This is a genomic window from Cryobacterium sp. 10C3 (assembly GCF_034314285.1).
Taxonomy (GTDB): domain Bacteria; phylum Actinomycetota; class Actinomycetes; order Actinomycetales; family Microbacteriaceae; genus Cryobacterium; species Cryobacterium glucosi.
In genome coordinates this window covers 3679219-3698898 of record NZ_JAVIWF010000002.1, presented here as the reverse complement: position 1 = coordinate 3698898, position 19680 = coordinate 3679219, and the positions used below count along the sequence as shown (strand labels likewise).

12 protein-coding genes and 4 pseudogenes are annotated in these 19680 nt (G+C 65.9%); all 16 read right to left on the bottom strand.

Annotation, left to right across the window (positions count from 1 at the left end; translation table 11 throughout):
• Window positions 1-3: 3 nt before the first annotated feature.
• Complete coding sequence (locus RGU41_RS18590; protein ID WP_134558053.1) at window positions 4-1095, bottom strand: sugar-binding protein; 1092 nt, start codon at window positions 1093-1095, stop codon at window positions 4-6.
• A 92-nt stretch (window positions 1096-1187) separates the two neighbouring features.
• A pseudogene (gene mmsB / locus RGU41_RS18585) lies at window positions 1188-2511 on the bottom strand (multiple monosaccharide ABC transporter permease).
• Window positions 2511-4075, bottom strand: a pseudogene (gene mmsA, locus RGU41_RS18580) (multiple monosaccharide ABC transporter ATP-binding protein). Before mmsA (RGU41_RS18580) ends, mmsB (RGU41_RS18585) begins: the two co-directional pseudogenes overlap by 1 nt.
• Window positions 4076-4279: 204 nt before the next feature.
• Window positions 4280-5460, bottom strand: a pseudogene (gene mmsB, locus RGU41_RS18575) (multiple monosaccharide ABC transporter permease).
• Window positions 5457-6977: a multiple monosaccharide ABC transporter ATP-binding protein gene (gene mmsA, locus RGU41_RS18570; protein WP_370294730.1), complete on the bottom strand. Its 1521-nt coding sequence runs from the start codon at window positions 6975-6977 to the stop codon at window positions 5457-5459. Before mmsA (RGU41_RS18570) ends, mmsB (RGU41_RS18575) begins: the two are co-directional and overlap by 4 nt.
• A 134-nt stretch (window positions 6978-7111) precedes the next feature.
• Window positions 7112-8236, bottom strand: a complete 1125-nt coding sequence (gene chvE, locus RGU41_RS18565; protein ID WP_134446762.1) for a multiple monosaccharide ABC transporter substrate-binding protein — start codon at window positions 8234-8236, stop codon at window positions 7112-7114.
• A 215-nt stretch (window positions 8237-8451) separates the two neighbouring features.
• Window positions 8452-9162 carry an L-ribulose-5-phosphate 4-epimerase gene (locus RGU41_RS18560; RefSeq protein WP_134446760.1) on the bottom strand — a complete coding sequence of 237 codons (711 nt, stop codon included), beginning with the start codon at window positions 9160-9162 and terminating at the stop codon, window positions 8452-8454.
• On the bottom strand, window positions 9159-9290 hold the full coding sequence (locus tag RGU41_RS18555; RefSeq protein ID WP_255454105.1) for a hypothetical protein: 132 nt from the start codon (window positions 9288-9290) through the stop codon (window positions 9159-9161). The genes RGU41_RS18560 and RGU41_RS18555 overlap by 4 nt, the downstream gene beginning before the upstream one ends.
• A 192-nt stretch (window positions 9291-9482) precedes the next feature.
• Window positions 9483-10505 carry a LacI family DNA-binding transcriptional regulator gene (locus RGU41_RS18550; protein ID WP_134446758.1) on the bottom strand — a complete coding sequence of 341 codons (1023 nt, stop codon included), beginning with the start codon at window positions 10503-10505 and terminating at the stop codon, window positions 9483-9485.
• A 100-nt stretch (window positions 10506-10605) separates the two neighbouring features.
• Entirely contained in the window at window positions 10606-11298 is a 693-nt protein-coding gene (locus tag RGU41_RS18545; protein ID WP_322137052.1) for a cyclase family protein, read from the bottom strand.
• Window positions 11295-12668, bottom strand: coding sequence for an APC family permease (locus tag RGU41_RS18540; protein ID WP_322137051.1), 1374 nt, complete (start codon window positions 12666-12668; stop codon window positions 11295-11297). The genes RGU41_RS18545 and RGU41_RS18540 overlap by 4 nt, the downstream gene beginning before the upstream one ends.
• 104 nt (window positions 12669-12772) lie before the next feature.
• Window positions 12773-13945: a cystathionine gamma-synthase gene (locus RGU41_RS18535; RefSeq protein WP_134446752.1), complete on the bottom strand. Its 1173-nt coding sequence runs from the start codon at window positions 13943-13945 to the stop codon at window positions 12773-12775.
• A gap of 25 nt (window positions 13946-13970) precedes the next feature.
• Window positions 13971-15335 carry a cystathionine beta-synthase gene (locus RGU41_RS18530; RefSeq protein ID WP_134446750.1) on the bottom strand — a complete coding sequence of 455 codons (1365 nt, stop codon included), beginning with the start codon at window positions 15333-15335 and terminating at the stop codon, window positions 13971-13973.
• 150 nt (window positions 15336-15485) lie between these two features.
• Window positions 15486-17500: pseudogene (locus tag RGU41_RS18525) on the bottom strand (ABC transporter ATP-binding protein).
• Window positions 17501-17614: 114 nt separating this feature from the next.
• Window positions 17615-18595: a carbohydrate ABC transporter permease gene (locus RGU41_RS18520; protein WP_134446748.1), complete on the bottom strand. Its 981-nt coding sequence runs from the start codon at window positions 18593-18595 to the stop codon at window positions 17615-17617.
• Window positions 18592-19563: a carbohydrate ABC transporter permease gene (locus RGU41_RS18515; protein ID WP_134446746.1), complete on the bottom strand. Its 972-nt coding sequence runs from the start codon at window positions 19561-19563 to the stop codon at window positions 18592-18594. Before RGU41_RS18515 ends, RGU41_RS18520 begins: the two co-directional genes overlap by 4 nt.
• Between the last annotated feature and the right edge of the window lie 117 nt (window positions 19564-19680).

Here is a 19680-nt window from a genome sequence, read left to right as displayed (position 1 = left end):
CTGTTACTTGGTGAGCGGCGAGAGCTTGGGATCGTTCGCGTAGGCCTCTGCCGCGTTGGCCTTCGTCACGATGACCGGAGGCAACAGGTAGGCGGGAACGATCTTGACGCCGTTGTCGTACGACTTGGTGTCGTTCACGTCGACGGCCTCGCCCTTCTGCAACGCCTGCGCCATCTTGATGGCCTGGGCGACGAGCAGGCGGGTGTCCTTGTTGATCGTGGAGTACTGCTCACCGGCCATGATCGACTTGACCGACTCCACCTCGGAGTCCTGGCCGGTCACGATCGGGATGGGCTTGCCTGCTGCCTTCACCGAGGTGATGATCGCCCGCGCCAGGGTGTCGTTCGGGGAGAGCACGCCATCGAGGGCCTTGTCCCCGTAGGTGCTGGTCAGGAGCGAGTCCATCCGGCTCTGCGCGTTCTCGGCCTTCCAGCCGGCGGTCGCCGTCTGCTTGATGTCGGTCTGGCCGGAGGCGACGACGAGGGTGCCGTCGTCGATCTTCGGCTGGAGGATGCTCATCGCGCCGTTGAAGAAGACCGCGGAGTTGGCATCGTCGGAGGAACCGGAGAAGAGCTCGATGTTGTACGGCCCGGCTGCCTTCCGGGAAGCGAGCCCATCGAGGAGGGCCTGGCCCTGGAGCTCACCGACCTTGAAGTTGTCGTACGCCACGTAGTAGTCCACGTCCGGCGTGTTGAGGATCAGCCGGTCGTAGGCGATGACCGTCGCACCCGCGTCCTTCGCCGCCTTCACCTGGGTGCCGAGCTGGCCGCCGTCTGCCGCGCCGATGATGATGACCTTGGCGCCGTTGGTGACCATCGCCGAGATCTGGTCCTGCTGGTCTTTGACCGTCGTCGAGGCGCCGGCGTACTGCACGTCGCCCTTGAACCCGGCCGTCTTGAGGCCGTCTTCGAAGAGGCCTCCGGCGAGGACCCAGTTCTCAGAGGTCTTCGAGGGAAGCGCGACGCCGATCACCGAGTCCGCCGGGAATCCGGCGGCCGCTGTGGAACCGCCCGTGGTGTCGGTGCGGGTGGAACACCCGGAGAGTGCCATCAGGGCTACGGCGGCGAGCGCTGTAGTCGCAAGGAGTTTTCGCATGTTCGATCGCTTTCTACTCAATGTGGTGGAGCAGGGATTGTGCTGTGCAGGGTGTGGAGCGAGGTCGGGAGAGGTCATGCGGATGCCGCGGATCAGGAGGGCATGCTCGCCGGCGGTCTGGCCGTGTCCGGCGTCCCGGAGTCGGGGACGACCATCGGCGCTTCGTCCGGAGCCGGGGTGGTCTTCCGGTTCCGGGTCATGAACCCGAGGATCGACGGCCGGCCCTGTTTCTTGTTCCAGACATCCACCCCCACGGCGAGGAGAAGCACGAGACCCTTGATGATCTGCACCCGGTCGCTTCCGACACCGAGGAGCTGGAGCCCGTTGTTGAGCACGGCCATCACGAGACCGCCGATGATGGAGCCCGTGACCGTGCCGATTCCGCCGGAGACCGCCGCACCGCCGATGAAGACGGCGGCGATGGCGTCGAGCTCCCAGCTCAGCCCGTCCTGCGGTCCGGAAGCGACCGAGCGGGCGACGAAGATCATGCCGGCGAGGGCGGCCAGGATCGACATGTTCATCATCACGAGGAAGTTGATCCGGCGGGACTTGACGCCGGAGAGTTCGGCGGCGAGCTTGTTTCCGCCGACCGCGTAGACGTGACGGCCGAAGATCGTGTTCCGGGTGACGAACGAGTACACGAGCACGAGCACCCCGAGGATGATCCCGGAGACCGGGAAGCTCGTTCCGGTGCGGCCGCCCGCGAAGAGGAAGGACGCGTAGACGACGACCGCATTGAGCAGCACGACCTTGACGACGCTCGCCCAGAGCGGGGACGGCGTCGAACCCATGATCCGCTGCACGCGGCGCGCCCGGATCTCCCGCCAGATCACGGCGATCACGATGATGAGCCCGAGCAGGAGGGTGAGGTTGTTGTACCCGGTGTACGGCCCCACCTCCGGAAGATACCCGGAGCCGATGGTGGTGAAGCCAGGGGGACGGGCACCGTGTTCGCGTTGCCGATCAGCTGGTTGCCGCCGCGGAAGATGAGCATGCCGGCGAGGGTGACGATGAAGGCCGGCACTCCGACGAAGGCGACCCACCAACCCTGCCACGCCCCGATCAGCATGCCCACGAAGAGGCCGAAGAGGATGGCGAGAGGCCAGGGCAGGTTCCAGTCCTTCATCGAGGTTGCGACGACGATGCCCACGAACGCGGCGACGGACCCGACGGACAGGTCGATGTGCCCGGCGATGATCACGATCACCATCCCGATGGCGAGGATCAGGATGTACGAGTACTGGCTGACGAGGTTGATCAGGTTTCCTGAGGACAGGGTCAGGCCGTTGGTGAGGTACTGGAAGAGCAGGATGATCGCGATCAGGCTGAAGAGGATGCCGAACTGACGCAGGTTTCCCCGCCGAACAGCTTCCGCGCGCTGCGCGCCTCGCTCGTGGTCGTGGTCTCGGTAGTCATCAGCTGCGAACCTTCTTTCTGGCGCTCGTCATGCTCTTCATCAGGGTCTCCGGGTCGGCCTCCGCCGCGGGGATGCAGTCCGTGATCGCACCCTCGAAGACCGTGTAGATGCGGTCGGCGAGCCCCAGGAGCTCAGGGAGTTCCGAGGAGATCAGGATGACGCCCTTCCCTGCGCCGCGAGGTTCTGGATGATGCCGTAGATCTCGTACTTGGCGCCGACGTCGATGCCCCGGGTGGGTTCGTCGAGGATGAGCAGGTCGGGGTCCGTGAACATCCACTTGGCGAGGACGACCTTCTGCTGGTTGCCGCCGGAGAGCTTGCTGACCCCGGAATCGACCGTCGGCGTCTTGATCCGGAGGCTCGTGCGGTAGCCCTCCGCGATCGAGTACTCCTTGCCGTCGTTGACGACGGGACCGGCCGAGATCTTGGAGAGCTTCGCGGACACGATCGAACGCTTCACGTCGTCGAGCAGGTTGAGGCCGAGCGCCTTGCGGTCTTCACTCACATAGGCGAGTCCGTGGTCGATGGCCTCTGCCACGTTCCTCAGTTCGATCTCCTTGCCGTCCTTGAACATCCGTCCGGAGAGGAAGGTGCCGTAGGACCGGCCGAAAATGCTCATCGCGAGTTCGGTGCGGCCGGCTCCCATGAGCCCGGCGATGCCGACGATCTCCCCGCGCCGCACGGTTAGGCTCGAGTTCTTGACCACCATCCGCTCGGTGACCTGCGGATGCTGCACGTTCCAGTCCCTGACCTCGAAGAACACCTCTCCGATCCTCGGGACATGGTCGGGGAAGCGGCTCTCGAGGCTCCTGCCGACCATGCCGCGGATGATGCGGTCCTCGTTGACCCCGTCCCGCACCACGTCGAGGGTCTCGATCGTCTTCCCGTCACGGATGATCGTGATGGAGTCGGCGACCTGTTCGATCTCGTTGAGCTTGTGGGAGATCATGATCGACGTGATCCCCTTGCCCTTGAGACCCCGGATCAGGTCGAGCAGGTGCTGCGAGTCCGCTTCGTTGAGCGCCGCGGTCGGCTCGTCGAGGATCAGGAGCTTGACCGACTTACTGAGCGCCTTGGCGATCTCCACGAGTTGCTGCTTGCCGACGCCGATGTTCTTGATCAGGGTGTCCGGATCTTCGCGGAGCCCGACCCGCGCGAGCAGTTCGAGGGCGGTCTTCTTGGCCGTGATCCAGTCGATCGCGCCCCACCGGGTCGGCTCGTTGCCGAGGAAGATGTTCTCGGTGATGGACAGCTCGGGGATCAGCGCGAGTTCCTGGTGGATGATCGCGATCCCGGCTTCCTCGCTCGAGCGGATGTCCCGGAAATGCACGGTCCTGCCCTGGTAGACGATGTCGCCGTCATAGGTCCCGTACGGGTACACCCCGGAGAGCACTTTCATGAGGGTGGATTTGCCTGCGCCGTTCTCACCGCAGATGGCGTGGATCTCCCCGGCCTTCACGGTGAGGGACACGTCGGACAGGGCCTTGACCCCGGGGAACTCCTTCGTGATCGATCGCATTTCCAGAATGACCGGCCCGTCCGCGCGGACGGGCTCGTCGTTCATGACGTGCTGGGTGGACATCATTGTGCTCCTTGCGCCAGATGCCACAGATAGTAACCGGCAGTGGCCGCGAGCAACAGGCTCCCTGCTGCCGCGACGTGTCACGCTTGGGTAACGGCTGGTCGGATACACAAAAGGCAGATCGCAGGCGCAAAAGCGGGCCGGTCGTCCGAAGACGACCGGCCCGCTCTCGCGTGCTTGTGCGGGTCAGCGACCGCCGGAGCGACGCTTGTTGTACACGTCGAACCGACGGCACCGAGCAGCACCAGGCCCTTGATGAGCTGCTGGTACTCCGTTCCGACACCGAGGATCGACATGCCGTTGTTCAGCAGCCCGATGATGAAACCACCGATGATGGCGCCGGTGACGGTACCGATACCACCGGTGACCGCGGCGCCACCGATGAAGACGGCGGCGATGGCGTCGAGTTCGAAGCCGTCACCGGCCTTCGGGTTGGCGAGGTTGAGCTGGGCGGTGAAGACGAGCCCGGCGAGTGCCGAGATGACGCCCATGTTCACGAAGAGCATGAAGGTGACGCGCTTGGTCTTGATGCCCGACAGTGCAGCGGCGTTCAGGTTGCCGCCGATGGCGTAGATGTGGCGGCCGAAGACGCTGTTCGACATCACGGATGCGTAGACGACGATCAGGACGCCGAGGACGATCAGGACGATGGGCGTGCCACGGTAGCTCGCGAGCAGGTACGTGATGCCGAGGATCATCGCTGCGGTGAACACCAGCTTGGTGAGGAACCAGGCGAACGGCTCGTCTTCGACGTCGTACTTCGCGCGGGCACGGCGCTGGCGGATGCCCTGGAGCACCAGGAAGAGCGTCGCAATGATGCCGATACCGAGGGTCAGCGGTTCGACAGCACTGGTTCCGCCGCCGAGGTCGGGGAGGAATCCGCTGCCGAGGGCGCGGAATTCGTCGGGGAACGGCGAGATCTGCTTGTTCTGCAGTGCGATCTGGGTGAGCCCACGGAAGGTGAGCATACCGGCCAAGGTCACGATGAAGGCCGGTATCCCGAAGTAGGCGATCCAGAAGCCCTGCCACATTCCCACGAGGGCGCCGACACCGAGGCACAGGATGATCGCGAGCCACCACGGCACATTCCACTGCGTGATCATCACGCCGGACATGGCGCCGACGAAGGCGACGACCGAACCGACCGAGAGGTCGATGTGGCCGGCGATGATGACCATGACCATGCCGACGGCGAGGATCAGGATGTAGCTGTTCTGCACGATCAGGTTCGTGACGTTGATCGGCTTCAGGGTGATGCCGTTGGTGGCCACCTGGAAGAAGATCACGATCGCGATCAGGGCGATGAACAGGCCGATTTGCCGCAGCTGGCCGGCGAGGTAATTAAGTGAAGATCTGAACACGCTCATCGCTTGTCCTTGTCCCTTTCCTGGGTCATGTTTTGCATAAGGAATTCGGCCGTCGTCTGCCCGCGGGCGACGTCCGCCGTGATCCGGCCTTCGAAGATGGTGTAGATCCGGTCGCAGATGCCGATCAGTTCCGGCAGTTCGGACGAGATCACGATGACGCCCTTGCCTGCGTCGGCGAGGCGGTTGATGATTCCGTAGATCTCATACTTGGCGCCGACGTCGATGCCGCGGGTGGGCTCGTCGAGGATGAGGACATCCGGGTCGGAGAACATCCACTTGGACAGCACGACCTTCTGCTGGTTTCCGCCGGAGAGCTTCCCGGCGAGGGCCTCAACCGTCGGAGCCTTGATGTTCATGCTCTTGCGGTAGCCCTCTGCGACGACGATCTCCTGGTTGGAGTCCACCCAGCCGCGCTTGGCGATCTTGTGCATGCCCACCGTGGAGATGTTGCGCTTGATGTCCTCGATCAGGTTGAGACCGTACCGCTTGCGATCCTCGGTTGCGTACGCCAGGCCGTGATCGATGGCGTTCGCTACCGTGCTCGTGTTGATCTTGACGCCGTTCTTGTACACGGTGCCGGAGATGTTGTGCCCGTAGCTGTGGCCGAAGACGCTCATCGCGAGCTCGGTCCTGCCCGCGCCCATCAGCCCGGCGATGCCGACGATCTCGCCGGCCCTGACGGTGATGTTCGCGTCCTTGACAACCCGGCGCTGGTGGTCGAGCGGGTGGTAGACGTTCCAGTCTTCGACCCGGAGGAGTTCCTCACCGATGTTCGGCGTGTGGTCGGGGTAGCGGCTGCCGAGGTCGCGGCCGACCATGCCCTTGATGATGCGCTCCTCGGAGATGTCATCGGTGTGCATGTCGAGCGTCTCGATGAGCTTGCCGTCACGGATGATGGTGACCTCGTCGGCGATGGCCTTGATCTCGTTCAGCTTGTGGCTGATCATGATCGAGGTGACGCCCTGGCCCTTGAGGTGCTTCATCAGGTCGAGCAGGTGCGCGGAGTCCTCGTCGTTGAGTGCTGCGGTCGGCTCGTCCAGGATCAGGAGTTTGACCTCCTTGGACAGGGCCTTCGCGATTTCCACGAGCTGCTGCTTGCCGACGCCGATGTCGCGGATCTTGGTGATCGGGTTGTCCTTGAGACCGACCCTGGCGAGCAGCTTGGCTGCCTCCATGTTGGTCTTGTTCCAGTCGATCCAGCCGTTGTTCTGCTGCTCGTTGCCGAGGAAGATGTTCTCGGCGATGGAGAGGAATGGGCTCAGCGCCAGCTCCTGGTGGATGATGACGACGCCTGAGGCCTCGGAGTCATTGATGGATTTAAAGGCGACCGGCTCATTTTCGAAGACGATCTCGCCCTCGTAGGTGCCGTGCGGGTAGACGCCGGAGAGCACCTTCATCAAGGTGGACTTTCCTGCACCGTTTTCACCGCAAATCGCGTGGATGTGGCCTCGCTTCACCGCGAGGGAAACGTCCTGGAGGGCTTTCACTCCGGGAAAGGTTTTCGTGATGCTGCGCATCTCGAGAATATTCGTTGTCACCGTTACTTCTTCTTCCGGTGGAGAGAGGGTGGGTGGTGGTTGTGGTGCTGGTGCTTTCGGTGCTGGCAGTGGCGGCGGGGTGACCCGCCGCCACTGCCGGTGGAGCGAAGAACCTACTTGAGGTCGGCCTCGGTGTAGTAACCGGTGTCGACGAGCAGGGCCTTGTAGTTGTCCTTGGTAACGACCTGCGGAGCGAACAGGAAGGTCGGGACGACCTTGACCTTGTTGTTGTAGCTCTTCGTGTCGTTGACCTCGGGGGTCTTGCCGTTGAGCAGGTCGTCAGCCATCTTCACGGCCTCGTCGCCGAGCTGGCGCGTGTCCTTGTAGATGGAGGAGTACTGCTGGCCGGCGATGATCGACTTGACCGAAGCGGCCTCGGAGTCCTGACCGGTGATGATCGGGAGCTTGTCGGTGGCGTATCCCGAGCTCGTCAGAGCCGAGATGATGCCGATGGAGAGACCGTCATACGGGGAGAGCACGCCGTCGACCTTGGAGCCGTCGGAGTAGGTGCTCGCGATGAGGTTCTGCATCCGCTTCTGGGCGGTCGCCGGGTCCCAACGCAGGGTGGCGACCTGGGTGAAGCTGACCTGGCCGCTCTTGACGACGATGACGCCCTTGTCGATGTACGGCTGCAGGACGGAGATGGCGCCGTTGAAGAAGAACGTGGCGTTGTTGTCGTCGGGGCTGCCGCCGAAGAGTTCGACGTTGAACGGGCCGGTCTTGCCGGTGTCCTTGCCGTCCTTGTCCAGCACGCCGAGTCCGGTGAGCAGGCTCGTGGCCTGCAGCACGCCGACCTCGTTGTTGTCGAACGTGGTGTAGTAGTCGACGTTCTTGTTGCCGTTGATCAGGCGGTCGTACGCGATGACCTTGACGCCGGCCGCTGCGGCCTGGTCAAGCTGGTCGCTGAGCGCGGTGCCGTCGATCGACGCGATGATGAGGATCTTCGCGCCCTTCGTCAGCATGTTGCTGATCTGCTGGACCTGGGTGGGGATCTTGTCTTCGCCGTATTCGAGGTCGACCTTGTAGCCGAGCTTCTCGAGGGAGGCCTTGACAGCGTCGCCGTCCTTGATCCAGCGCTCGCTGGACTTGGTGGGCATTGCGACGCCGACAAGTGCACCGGCGTTGGCGCCCGCTGCAGCGGTGGTGGTGGCTGTGTCGCCACGTCCGCCGGAGCAGGCAGCGAGGGAGAGTGCGAGTCCAATGGCAGCGATGCCTGCGAGGACCTTACTTGTCTTCACTGAATTACCTTTCGTGGATCTGTTATCAACTCTGATGGCAGTTGTATTGGTGCTGCTATGTGATTACAGGCCTTGTGCCAGTCGGTAGTAGGCCTGGTTCCAACGCACCTAGCGGGTGAAATCCCGAAGGGTGGTGGTCTTATCGGTCACGAGAAGCTCGGTGCGAGCAATCGCGGCGAAATCGTGGGGGTCGAGAGTGGTGGAGAGAGCGGGCATCACTTCAGTGCTCCTTGCGGCGCTTGTCCGTAGACGTTCTGATAGCGGTTGTAGAGGGAGTCGATCGCGGCCTGCGGGATCGGGATGAGTGCGCCGCCCTGGCGGGCGATGTGCACGGTGCGGGCGACGTCTTCGACCATGACCGCGGCCTTGACCGCGTCCCTGGCGTCCTTTCCGATCGTGAATGGGCCGTGGTTCTGCATCAGGACGGCCCGGGACCGGTGTCCCGTGAGGGCCGCGACGATGCCGCGGCCGATCGTGTCGTCACCGATGATCGCGAAGGTGCCGATCGGGATCGGGCCGCCGAACTCGTCGGCCATGGCCGTGATCACGCAGGGGATCTCCTCACCGCGGGCGGCCCAGGCGGTCGCGTAGGTGGAGTGCGTGTGCACGACACCGCCGATCTCGGGCATGTTGCGGTAGACGTAGGCGTGGGCGGCGGTGTCGCTCGACGGGGAACGGTCCGAGCCGGGGGTGCCGGGGATCACTGCGCCGTCGAGGTCGCACAGGATCATGTTCTCCGGGGCGAGGTCGGCGTAGTCGACGCCGCTCGGCTTGATCACGAAGAGGTCTGCGCCCGGAACGCGGCCGGAGACGTTGCCGCCGGTCCAGACCACGAGGCCGTTGCGGGTGAGTTCGGCGTGGAGGTCGGCGACATCGGCGCGGATGCGAGCGATCGCGACCTCGATCTGGGGTCCGTAGGTGCTCATGCGAACGCCACCGTACCGGTGGAGATACCCGCACCGCGCGTGAGGGCGTTCGGTCGGCGATCGCCTCCGATGACAGAGATCTCGGCGGATGCGTCGGCTGCGGGCGCGGCCTGTGCGTTCTCGATCACGAAATTCGACTCCTTTGTCATGCGGTGCTGAGGCCATGGCCGTCTGCGTACTCACGTGCGTACTTACATTGTCACGAAATGTGAACGGTCACAATCGCTGTGCTCACACTACGCCCGCAGTGGGCGTCCTTGTCAAGTCAGGGCGAAAAAGTGGCTGGTTGCGTTTTGGTAACCACCCGAAACGCGCCGGATTCAGAAGGCAGGGGGCCCTGTGGAGCCACGGACGATGAGCTCGGGAATGATCGGTGCGCGGAACTTATCCGGGTCGTCACCGGCGATGGTGCCGAGCAGGAGGGCGATGCACCGGCGGCCCAGTTCCGCGAAGTCCTGGCGCACGGTCGTGAGCGGCGGCCAGAAGTGTGGCGCCTCCGGAATATCGTCGAACCCGACGATGCTCACATCCCGTGGGATGTCGAGCCCCGCATCCCTGACCGCGTGCATGATCCCGAGCGCCATCTGGTCGTTCGAGGAGAAAATGGCGGTGAAGTCGCGTTGCCGCAACAGTTCGCGCCCGGCGTGATAGCCGAAGTCCGCCGTCCAGTCCCCGAGGATCGGGGCGGTCGTCGGCACGTCCATCGCCCCCATTTCCTCCAGGAACCCGCGCATCCGCGCCTCGGCCTCGATCCAGTCCTGCGGCCCGGCGAGGTGGAAGATGCGCCGGTGCCCGAGGTCGATGAGATGCCGTGTGGCCAGTCGTGCACCGTGGATCTGGTCGACGGAGAGTGCGTGGTCATTGGGCCGGCCCGTCGACTGGAGTGTGACATACGGCACCTCGATCGAGAGCTGTTCGAGGACGTCGAAGACGCGGACCTGGGGGGCGATGACCACGATCCCCTCGACCGACTGGTACATCAGGTGGTCGAGTGCCGCTTCGATCGAGACAGTGTCGACCGAGGTCAGGTTCGCGGTGTTGACGTAATAGCCCGCCTCCCGCGCCGCATCCTGGATCGCGGCGATGCTGCTCGCGGGGCCGTACTGGGCCCCGGAGGCCGACAGCACGCCGATCGTGCGCGATCGCCCCCTCGACAGCGCCCTGGCCGCCCGGTTGGGTCGGTATTGGAGCTCCTCGATCACCTGCAGCACGCGGGCCTTGGTCGAATCTCGGATGCTCGGGTGATTGTTGAGTACTCGCGACACCGTCTGATGCGAGACTCCGGCGAGGCGTGCAACGTCCCGGATGCTGGGAGCCCGACCAGTGGGCAGTTCAGCAGTCATCGGGGCCTCGTCTATGAGCACGGTCACAAGAAAATTACGCACCCCCAGTATGCACCGCCGGGGAGGCGCGATGTGACCGTCACATAGCGGGAATCCGGCCTCAGCGGACCGGGCCGGGTACCCGCGCGAATGCCCGCACCGGGAAAGTGCCGAAGCCCTCGATCTTCGGAGGTACCGCCGAGAACGTCCCGCCGGAGGCCGGTACGTCCCCCAGCCCGGTGAGGTGCTCGACGACGTGGATGCCGGCTGCGAGCAGGGCCGAATGGGCGGGCCTCTCCCCACTCCCCTCGGTGTCGTCGATGTTGAGCGAGTCGATCCCGACGAGGGCGACGCCGGCACCGACGAGGAACCCGACGGCGTCTTCGGCCAGGAAGGGAGCCCCCGCCCTGTACTCCGGGGTGCCGAAGTGGCGGTCCCAGCCGGTGTGGATCAACACGGCCGAACCGGCCAGGCCGGAGCCTCGCTCGGCGAATGCCGCTGCGGGAATGCCACGGGCCGCAGCATCCGTCAGATGGAATACCTCGGCGGGGAGATCGACCAGGGTATCGAGGTCGAGGCCGGCGAGATCCGTTCCACCCTCGTACCGGTGGTACGGACTGTCGAGATACGTGCCCGTGTTGCCGATCAGGGTGATCACGTCCATGGTGAATTCGGTGCCGGGCGCGTAGGCCGAGCGCGAGGCCGCACGGGTGAGGAAGGGCTCGATCACGGGAGCCGGCAGCCCCGGGTACGTCACGAGGCCCGCCCGGATGGTGTGGCTGAGATCGATCAGGCGGGCACGGGCGACGGTCATGTGTTCTCCTGGGCGGTTCGGGTTGGGCGGGGACGTGTTGAGCGAGCGCTTCCGGGCGAATGTTCGGGTGTGCGGGAGCGCAGGGGGTTCGTCCGGCGCTTCTTGACCCGGCCGATGACGACGGCGACGAGGGCGAGCACGGCGGGAACGAGGAGGTTCGGGCCCGCGAGCACGAGCAGCGCGCCGGTGAGGGCCACGCTGACCGCTGCGAGCCACCAGCCGAGGCTGTAGCGGTCCAGGAGGCGCACGGCGGCGATCATGCCGAGAGTGTAGATCGCGACCATGGAGCTCGTGTGGATCAGGATGAAGACCGACAGGGGCAGGTGCTGCGTCACCATGATCGTGAAGTACCCACCGGTGAGCACGGCGACCACGGAGAGGCTGCGGCGCGGGACGCCGCCGGATTCGACGCCGCGGGCGAGCCAGAGCGGGAGGTCGCCGTCGCGACCGAGCGAGGCGCCGAGCTTGGCGAACGCGCCCAGGTACACGTTGAGCACCCCGAGGGCGACGATCGCTGCGATCACCGCGACCGAGACCGGGCCGACGCCGCCGGGCGCCTGGGCGACGAGGGCGAGCAGGGGGACGGCGCCCGTTCCCGCAGCGCCGCCGAGGACGGCGACCGTCACGTACTGCAGCGCGAGGTAGGCCGCGCCCACGACCACGAGCGCGATCGCCGTCGCCGCCGGGATGACGCGGCGGGGATTGCGGAACTCCCCCGCGATGTGGGTGCCGACCTCCCAGCCGGCGAAGGCCCAGACGAAAAGGCTGACGGCGGCGCCGACGCCGGTCCAGCCGTGGGTCAGGAACGGCTGGAAGTTTCCGGGCTCTGCGGCGGGGAAGGCGACGGTGACGACCCCGATGACGATGACGAGCAGCGCTCCGGTGAGGATGAGCTGAACGGCTCCGGAGACCCGGACACCGAGGTAGTTGGACACGAACGGTGGAACAAGGATCAGGAGGGCGACGATCGGTACGGCGGCCTGCTCCACCCCGAGGATCGCGACGACGTATTCCGCGCCGAGCATGGCGACGACCGGGGCGCCGAAGCCGACGCCGAAGAAGAACCAGTAGCCGGTCATCCGCGCCCATGTCTGGCCGAGGGCCGTGCGGACGTAGCTCGCCACGCCGCCGGGGTCCGGGTATCGGGCGGCGAGGGCGGCGAACGTGCCCGCGAGCGGGATGGACAGCACGAAGACGATCAGAACCGCGAGCAGGGAGGCCGGCCCTGCCGCAGCGGCCGCGAGTCCGGGCAGCACCAGGATCCCGGTGCCGAGGACCGCGGCGATGTACAGCGCGGTGCCCTGCAGCAGGCCCAGACTCCCGGAGCCGGTGGGGGCGGGGCTCACGGGGGCATCCATCGGCTGGGTCATGGTCCTATGCTGCCGGACGACCATGCCCCGGCGAAATGGCAGACGTGACACACTCCGTCGAATTCCTGCCAACTTGCGGCCCGCACCGGCCGCAGCCGAATCCGTTAGGGGCGGGTGAGGTGGGCGACGGCGGCGAGGGCAGCGTCGAGGTCGGCGATCAGGTCGGCCTTGTCCTCGATACCGACGGAGAGGCGGATGATGTTGTCTGCGACCTCGAGTTCTGTTCCACGCACCGAGGCGTGCGTCATCTCGGCGGGGTAGTTCACGAGGGACTCGACGCCACCGAGGGACTCGGCGAGCTGGAAGAGCTTCGTGGACTCGGCGAAGGCGCGGGCAGCGGCGGCCCCGCCGGCGAACGCGATCGAGAGCATGCCGCCGAAGCCGCTCATCTGGCGTTTGGCGAGCTCGTGGCCGGGGTGGTTCGGCAGGCCGGGGTAGTAGACGGCTTCGAGGGCTGGATGGCCGTCGAGGTGTTCGGCGATCGCCTGCGCGTTGGAGCAGTGCCGGTCCATCCGCACCGAGAGGGTCTTGATGCCGCGCACGGTGAGCCAGGCGTCGAGGGGTGCGGAGACGGGTCCTGTGGCGAACTGCAGGAACTGCGCCTTCTGGTAGAGCGCATCGTCATTGATCACGAGGGCCCCGCCGAGCACGTCGGAGTGACCGCCGAGGTACTTGGTGGTCGAGTGCACGACGACGTCGGCGCCGAACGCCAGCGGATGCTGCAGGGCGGGGCTCGCAAACGTGTTGTCGACGATCACGGTGACGCCGAAACGGTGCCCGAGCGTGGCGAGCGCCTCGATGTCGCTGATCTTCATGAGGGGGTTGCTCGGCGTCTCGACCCAGAGGATCTTCGTTTCACCGGGAATGATCGCGGCCTCGACGGCGGCGAGATCGGACAGGTCGACGGTCGTGTTGCGGATGCCGACCGCGCCGTGCACCGTGTTGATCAGGCGGTGCGTTCCGCCGTAGACGTCGTTGCCGAGCACGATGTGATCGCCGGGTGCGAGCAGGGCACGCAGGATGGTGTCCTCCGCGGCGAGGCCGCTCGCGAACGACAGGCCGTGCGCGCCACCCTCGAGGGCGGCGAGCAGGGTCTCGAGCACGGTGCGCGTCGGGTTCCCGCCGCGGCTGTATTCGTAGCCGCCGCGCAGGTGGCCGATGCTCTCCTGCACATAGGTCGAGGTCAGGTAGATCGGCGGGATGACGGCTCCGGTCGTCGGGTCGAATTCCTGTCCGGCGTGGATGGCGAGGGTGTCGAAGTTCGGGGTGCTGGGCATCCGTGGGTCCTTTGGTGGTGGGCGCTCAGGCGCTGAGGTAGGTGAGGAGGTCGTGGCGGGTGATGACGCCGAGGGGCTTGCCATCGGCGGTGACGAGGAGCGCATCGTCGTGGGCGAAGGCGGCACGGGCGGACGCGACGGGTTCGTTGACGCCGATCATCGGCAGGGAATCGCCGACGTAGGCGCTGATCTTGTCGGTGAGTTTCGCCTCGCCGGAGAAGACGAGCTCCATCAAGTGGCGCTCGTCGATCGCGCCGAGCACCTCGCCCATCACGACCGGCGGCTTGGCGGTCAACACGAGCAGCTGGGAGACGCTCGACACCGTCATGGCCTCGATCGCGTCGCGCACGGTGTCGATCGGGTGCACGTAGACGAAGGCAGGCAGGGTGCCGGTCTTGCTCTCGAGGAGGTCTGCCACGGTGTGCCCGGCCGGGGCGTTGCTGAAGCCGTAGCTGCGCATCCACTTGTCGTTGAAGATCTTGCCGAGGTAGCCGCGACCGCCGTCGGGCAGCAGCACGACGACGACGGCGTCGGCCGGGAGGGTCGCCGCGGCGCGAAGGGCCGCGACCACGGCCATGCCGCTCGAACCGCCGACGAGGATGCCCTCTTCGAGTGCGAGGCGCCTGGTCATGGCGAAGGATTCGGCGTCGGAGACGGCGATGACCTCGTGCACGACGGCGGGGTCGTATGCCGCAGGCCAGAAGTCCTCGCCGACGCCTTCAACGAGGTAGGGCCTGCCGGTGCCGCCGGAGTAGACCGAGCCTTCCGGGTCCGCGCCGATGATGCGCACCGTGTCGCCGGAGACCTCGCGGAGGTAACGCCCGGTGCCGGTGATCGTTCCGCCGGTGCCGACGCCCGCGACGAAGTGGGTGACGGTGCCGTCGGTGTCGCGCCAGATCTCCGGACCTGTCGACTCGTAGTGGCTGAGCGGCCCGTTCGGATTGGCGTACTGGTTGGGCTTGAAGGCGCCGGGGATCTCCCGGGCGAGCCGGTCGGAGACGCTGTAGTACGACTCCGGGTCGTCGGGCGCGACGGATGTCGGGGTCACGACGACCTCGGCGCCGTACGCGGTGAGCACGTTGCGCTTGTCCTCGCCGACCTTGTCCGGCAGCACGAACACGCACCGGTAGCCCCGCTGCTGCGCGACGAGGGCGAGGCCGACGCCGGTGTTGCCGGACGTGGGTTCGACGATGGTTCCGCCGGGCAGCAGCAGGCCGTCACGTTCGGCGGCATCGATGATTCGGGTGGCGATCCGGTCCTTCGCGGAGCCGCCCGGGTTGAAGTACTCGAGTTTGACCAGCACGGTCGCGCCGATCCCCTCGGTGACCTTGTTGAGTTTGACCAGTGGCGTGTTGCCGATGAGGTCGAGGATGGTGTCTGCAATCTTCATGGAAGATCCTTCGTCGAGGTGTCGTGAATGTCACCGCACGGCCTGGGGCTCACGCACGGGACGGGCGAGGAGTGATCGGGGTGGGGCGTCAGGGGTCGGTCAGCGACCCGGACAACACGGACACTTCAGACGGACGAGCACCCTTCAACTCTAGTACCGCTCGTCGGTGAGCGGGCGGGGCGGAATCACAGGGGTGCTCGGGGCCACGGCCGGGACAGCACCCGAGACGGCGCCCGGGCTCGCGACCTGCTCGGAGTAGAGCCGCGCGTAGACGCCGTTCGCGGCGAGCAGGCCGCCGTGGGTCCCGCTCTCGACGATCCGGCCGCCGTCGACGACGAAGATCACGTCGGCCGCGACGATCGTCGAGAGCCGGTGGGCGATCGCGATCGTGGTGCGGCCGCGGGACGCGGTGTCGAGTGCCGCCTGCACGACGCGCTCGGAGATGGCGTCGAGGGCGCTCGTCGCCTCGTCGAGGATGAGCACTTCCGGGTTCTTCAGGAGCACCCTGGCGATGGCGATGCGCTGCTTTTCGCCGCCGGAGAGCCGGTACCCGCGCTCGCCGACGACCGTGTCGTAGCCGGCGGGGAAGGACGCGATCGTGTCGTGGATGCTCGCGGACCGGGCGGCGGCCTCGAGTTCGTCCGCCGTGGCATCCGGTTTCGCATAGCGGAGGTTCTCGGCGATCGTCGCGTGGAAGAGGTAGGTCTCCTGGCTCACAATGCCGATGTGGGAGACGAGGGATTGCTGGGCGAGATCGCGCACGTCGATGCCGCCGAACAGGACTCGCCCTTCCGTCGCCTCGTAGAAGCGGGGGATCAGGTAGGAGACGGTCGTCTTCCCGGCGCCGGACGGCCCGACGAACGCGGCGAACTGGCCGGGCTCTATCGTGAACGAGACCTGGTCGAGGGTGGGCCGGGACTCACCGGCGGCATCCGGATAGGCGAACGTGACGGCATCGAATTCGACGCGACCGGTGGCGGGGCCGGTCTCGGGCACCGCGAGAGCCTCCGGGGAATCCTGGATCGCCGGGACGAGGTCGAGGTACTGGAAGATCCGCGCGAAGAGGGCGCTCGAGGTCTGCAGGTCGAGTGCGACCCGCATCAGGCCGAGCAGGGGGAACAGCAGCCGGGACTGCACGGTCGTGAACGCGACGATCGTGCCTGCGGTGATGTCGGCGGAACCGTTGCTCATCAGCAGGCCGGCGACCAGGTAGACGATCGCGGGGATGCTCGAGAGGAAAATGCTGACCATGGCGAAGAACCACTGGCCGCTCATCTGCTGGCTGACCTGCAGTCGTACCTGGTTGTCGTTCTCGTCCGAGTAGCGGCCGATCTCGGCCTGCTGCCTGGTGAAGCTCTTGGAGAGCAGGATCCCGGAGACGCTCAGGGTCTCCTGCGTGATCGCGGTCATGTCGGAGAGCGATTCCTGGGTCTTCGCCGCGATCCGGGCGCGGACCTGGCCGACGCGGCGCTGGGCGATCACGAGGATCGGCATCAGGATCAGGGCGACGATCGTGAGCTGCCAGTCGAGCAGGAGCATCGCGACGAACGCGGCGATCACGGTGACGGCGTTGCCGAGCAGGCTCGAGATGGTGTTCGTGAGCACGCTCGCGACGCCGCCGACGTCGTTCTGCAGCCGCGACTGGATGATCCCGGTCTTGGTACGGGTGAAGAAGCTCAGCTCCATGGCCTGCAGGTGAGTGAACAGTCGTACGCGCAGGGCGCCCATCACGGTGTTGCCGACACTCGCGGTGAGCCAGGTCTGCCACACCCCGAGCAGCTGGGAACCGAGGTAGATCGCGATCATGAGCCCGACGAGGGTCGCGAGGCGGGGCAGGTTGGGCTCTCCCCCGGCGGGAACAGGCCCTCGTCGAAGGCGCGCTGCACGAGCAGAGGCGGGACCACCGAGAGCGCGGCGCTGATGATCACGAGCACGACGGTGACAGTGAGCGCGGTGCGGTGCGGTGCGAACAGCGCGGCAATCCTGCCGAGGAGGTTCGGTATCCGCGGTGCTTCGGCATTCTCGGCGCGCTGGGCGACGGGGTCACCGCCGCTGATCCGCCCGCGCGGGCGTCCGTACTGTCCAGGCCGGCCGGAGGGGCCGACCCGCCACCGTGGCCGTGCATTGCACTCATGAAGCCAGCCTAAACGTCGCCGCGGCGGCATCCGCTCGCCTGCAGGGCACGCAACTGTGCCCGCTCCGGACACCTGTTCCCGTTGCGCGGGGCATAGGTGTCCGTTACGGGCACAGTTGTTGTTCGAGCGGATGCCCGGGCCTGGTCAGCCCTTCGTCGAGCCGGCCAGCAGGCCGCGCACGAAGTAGCGCTGCAGGCTGAAGAACACGATGAGCGGCACGATCAGGGACACGAAGGCCGCGGCCGTGAGGCGCTGCCAGTCCTGCCCTCGGGTACCGGTGAGTTCGGCCAGGCGCTGCGTGAGCGGGGCGACATCCGGCGTGCCGCCCGAGAAGATCAGGGCGACGAGCAGGTCGTTCCAGACCCAGAGGAACTGGAAGATCGCGAAGGACGCGAGCGCGGGCACCGCGAGCGGCAGCACGATCCGGAAGAAGACCTGGCCGTGGCTGGCGCCGTCGACACGGGCCGCCTCGATGACCTCGCTCGGGATCTCGGAGATGAAGTTGTGCAGCAGGAAGATCGCCAGCGGCAGCGCGAAGATCGTGTGCGCGATCCAGACCGGCAGGTAGTTCTGCGCCGGGATCATCGGGATCAGCTGGTGCAGCGCCTCCTGCCCGGGCTTCAGGATCGCGGTGAACATCTGGAGCAGCGGGATCAGCGCGAGCTGCAGGGGCACGATCTGCAGCGCGAACACGAGCACGAAGAGTGCGCCACTGCCCTTGAACTTGATCCAGGCAAAGGCGTACGCGGCCATCGAGGCGATCACGAGGGGGAAGATCGTGGCGGGGATCGCGATCGCGAGGGAGTTCACGAAGTACGCGCCGAGCTGCGGGGAGGACTGCGAGGTGGAGAGCAGCACCTCCTTGTAGTTGTCGAGCGTGAAGCCCGGGTTCTGCAGGATGGTCCACCACCCCGTCGTGGTGATCAGCCCGGCGGGCCGGAAGGAGGACACGAACAGGCCGAAGGTCGGCAGCGTCCAGAGGATCGCGATGACGAGCGACACGACCGTCGCCGTGCGCGATGTGAGGCGCCGTTTCACCCTGGCCGACTTGGTGCCGACGGTGACGACCTCGAGGGCATTCTTCTTGGTGCCGACGATGGGCAGGTCGACTACGTTGTCGCTCATCGGATCTCCCTCTGCTTGCGCATGATTCGTACGTTGTAGATGACAATCGGCAGCACCATCAGGAACAGCACGATCGCGAGCGCAGCGCCACGGCCCTGCTCACCGGCTCGGAATGCCTGCGTGTACATCTCGTTGGCGATGACGCTCGTGTTGAAGTTACCGGCGGTCATCGTGCGTACGATGTCGAAGACTTTGAGGGTGGCGATCGAGATAGTCGTGATCACGACGACGAGCGAGCCGCGGATGCCGGGGATCGTCACGTTGGTGAACCGCTGCCAGGCGTTGGTTCCGTCGAGTTCGGCGGCCTCGATCTGCTCGGTCGGGACCCCCTTGATGGCTGCGGAGAGGATGACCATGGCGAATCCGGTCTGGATCCAGATCATCACGATGATCAGGAGGAAGGTATTGATCGGCGAGGTCTGGAGCCACTGCACCGGCTGGCCGCCGAGCCAGACCACGATCTGGTTCAGGAGGCCGATCTGGTCGCTTCCTCCCGACTTGTAGTCGTAGATGAAGCGCCAGATGATTCCGGCACCGACGAAGGAGATCGCCATCGGCATGAAGACGAGGGCCTTGAAGTATTTCTCTCCCCGGGACTTGTCGATGAAGACCGCGTAGCCGAGGCCGATGGCCGTTGAGATCGTCGGCACGACGACAACCCAGATCAGGGTGTTGCCCAGGGTGATCAGAGCAGCCGGCTGGGTGAACATCCAGACGAAGTTCTCGGCGCCGACATAGGCACCCGAACTGTTGGTGAACGCCAGGAGGGAGGTGCGGAATGCCGGGTAGATCAAACCGGCAAGCAGCAGGAGGAGGGCGGGCGCGATGAAGAAAGTCAGCTGCCAATAGTCGCGCCCGCGTTTGGGCGCCCTGTCTATCAGGAAAAGCAGGAGACCGATGACAAGCGCGAACGCTGCCAGTGCCCCCACTACCTGGATTATCTTTCCGAGTAAGTCTGCGGTCGTCATTGGCCGGTCCCTTCAATCGTGCGCGAAGCGGTCGTGCGAGGGGTCGCGTGGAGGTCGTGTGGGTGGTGCAGGTGGTGCGGTCGTGCGGGAGGCGGGTGGCGGGGCCCGCCGACTTCT

Excerpts from the sequence above, each read along its gene's own strand:
- RGU41_RS18535 (WP_134446752.1), bottom strand. The coding sequence starts at position 13,945 with ATGCCCAGCACCCCGAACTTCGACACCCTCGCCATCCACGCCGGACAG.
- RGU41_RS18590 (WP_134558053.1), bottom strand. The coding sequence starts at position 1,095 with ATGCGAAAACTCCTTGCGACTACAGCGCTCGCCGCCGTAGCCCTGATG.
- RGU41_RS18540 (WP_322137051.1), bottom strand. The coding sequence starts at position 12,668 with ATGACCCAGCCGATGGATGCCCCCGTGAGCCCCGCCCCCACCGGCTCC.
- RGU41_RS18520 (WP_134446748.1), bottom strand. The coding sequence starts at position 18,595 with ATGAGCGACAACGTAGTCGACCTGCCCATCGTCGGCACCAAGAAGAAT.
- RGU41_RS18515 (WP_134446746.1), bottom strand. The coding sequence starts at position 19,563 with ATGACGACCGCAGACTTACTCGGAAAGATAATCCAGGTAGTGGGGGCA.
- RGU41_RS18560 (WP_134446760.1), bottom strand. The coding sequence starts at position 9,162 with ATGAGCACCTACGGACCCCAGATCGAGGTCGCGATCGCTCGCATCCGC.
- RGU41_RS18550 (WP_134446758.1), bottom strand. The coding sequence starts at position 10,505 with ATGACTGCTGAACTGCCCACTGGTCGGGCTCCCAGCATCCGGGACGTT.
- RGU41_RS18530 (WP_134446750.1), bottom strand. The coding sequence starts at position 15,335 with ATGAAGATTGCAGACACCATCCTCGACCTCATCGGCAACACGCCACTG.
- mmsA (WP_370294730.1), bottom strand. The coding sequence starts at position 6,977 with ATGCGCAGCATCACGAAAACCTTTCCCGGAGTGAAAGCCCTCCAGGAC.
- RGU41_RS18545 (WP_322137052.1), bottom strand. The coding sequence starts at position 11,298 with ATGACCGTCGCCCGTGCCCGCCTGATCGATCTCAGCCACACCATCCGG.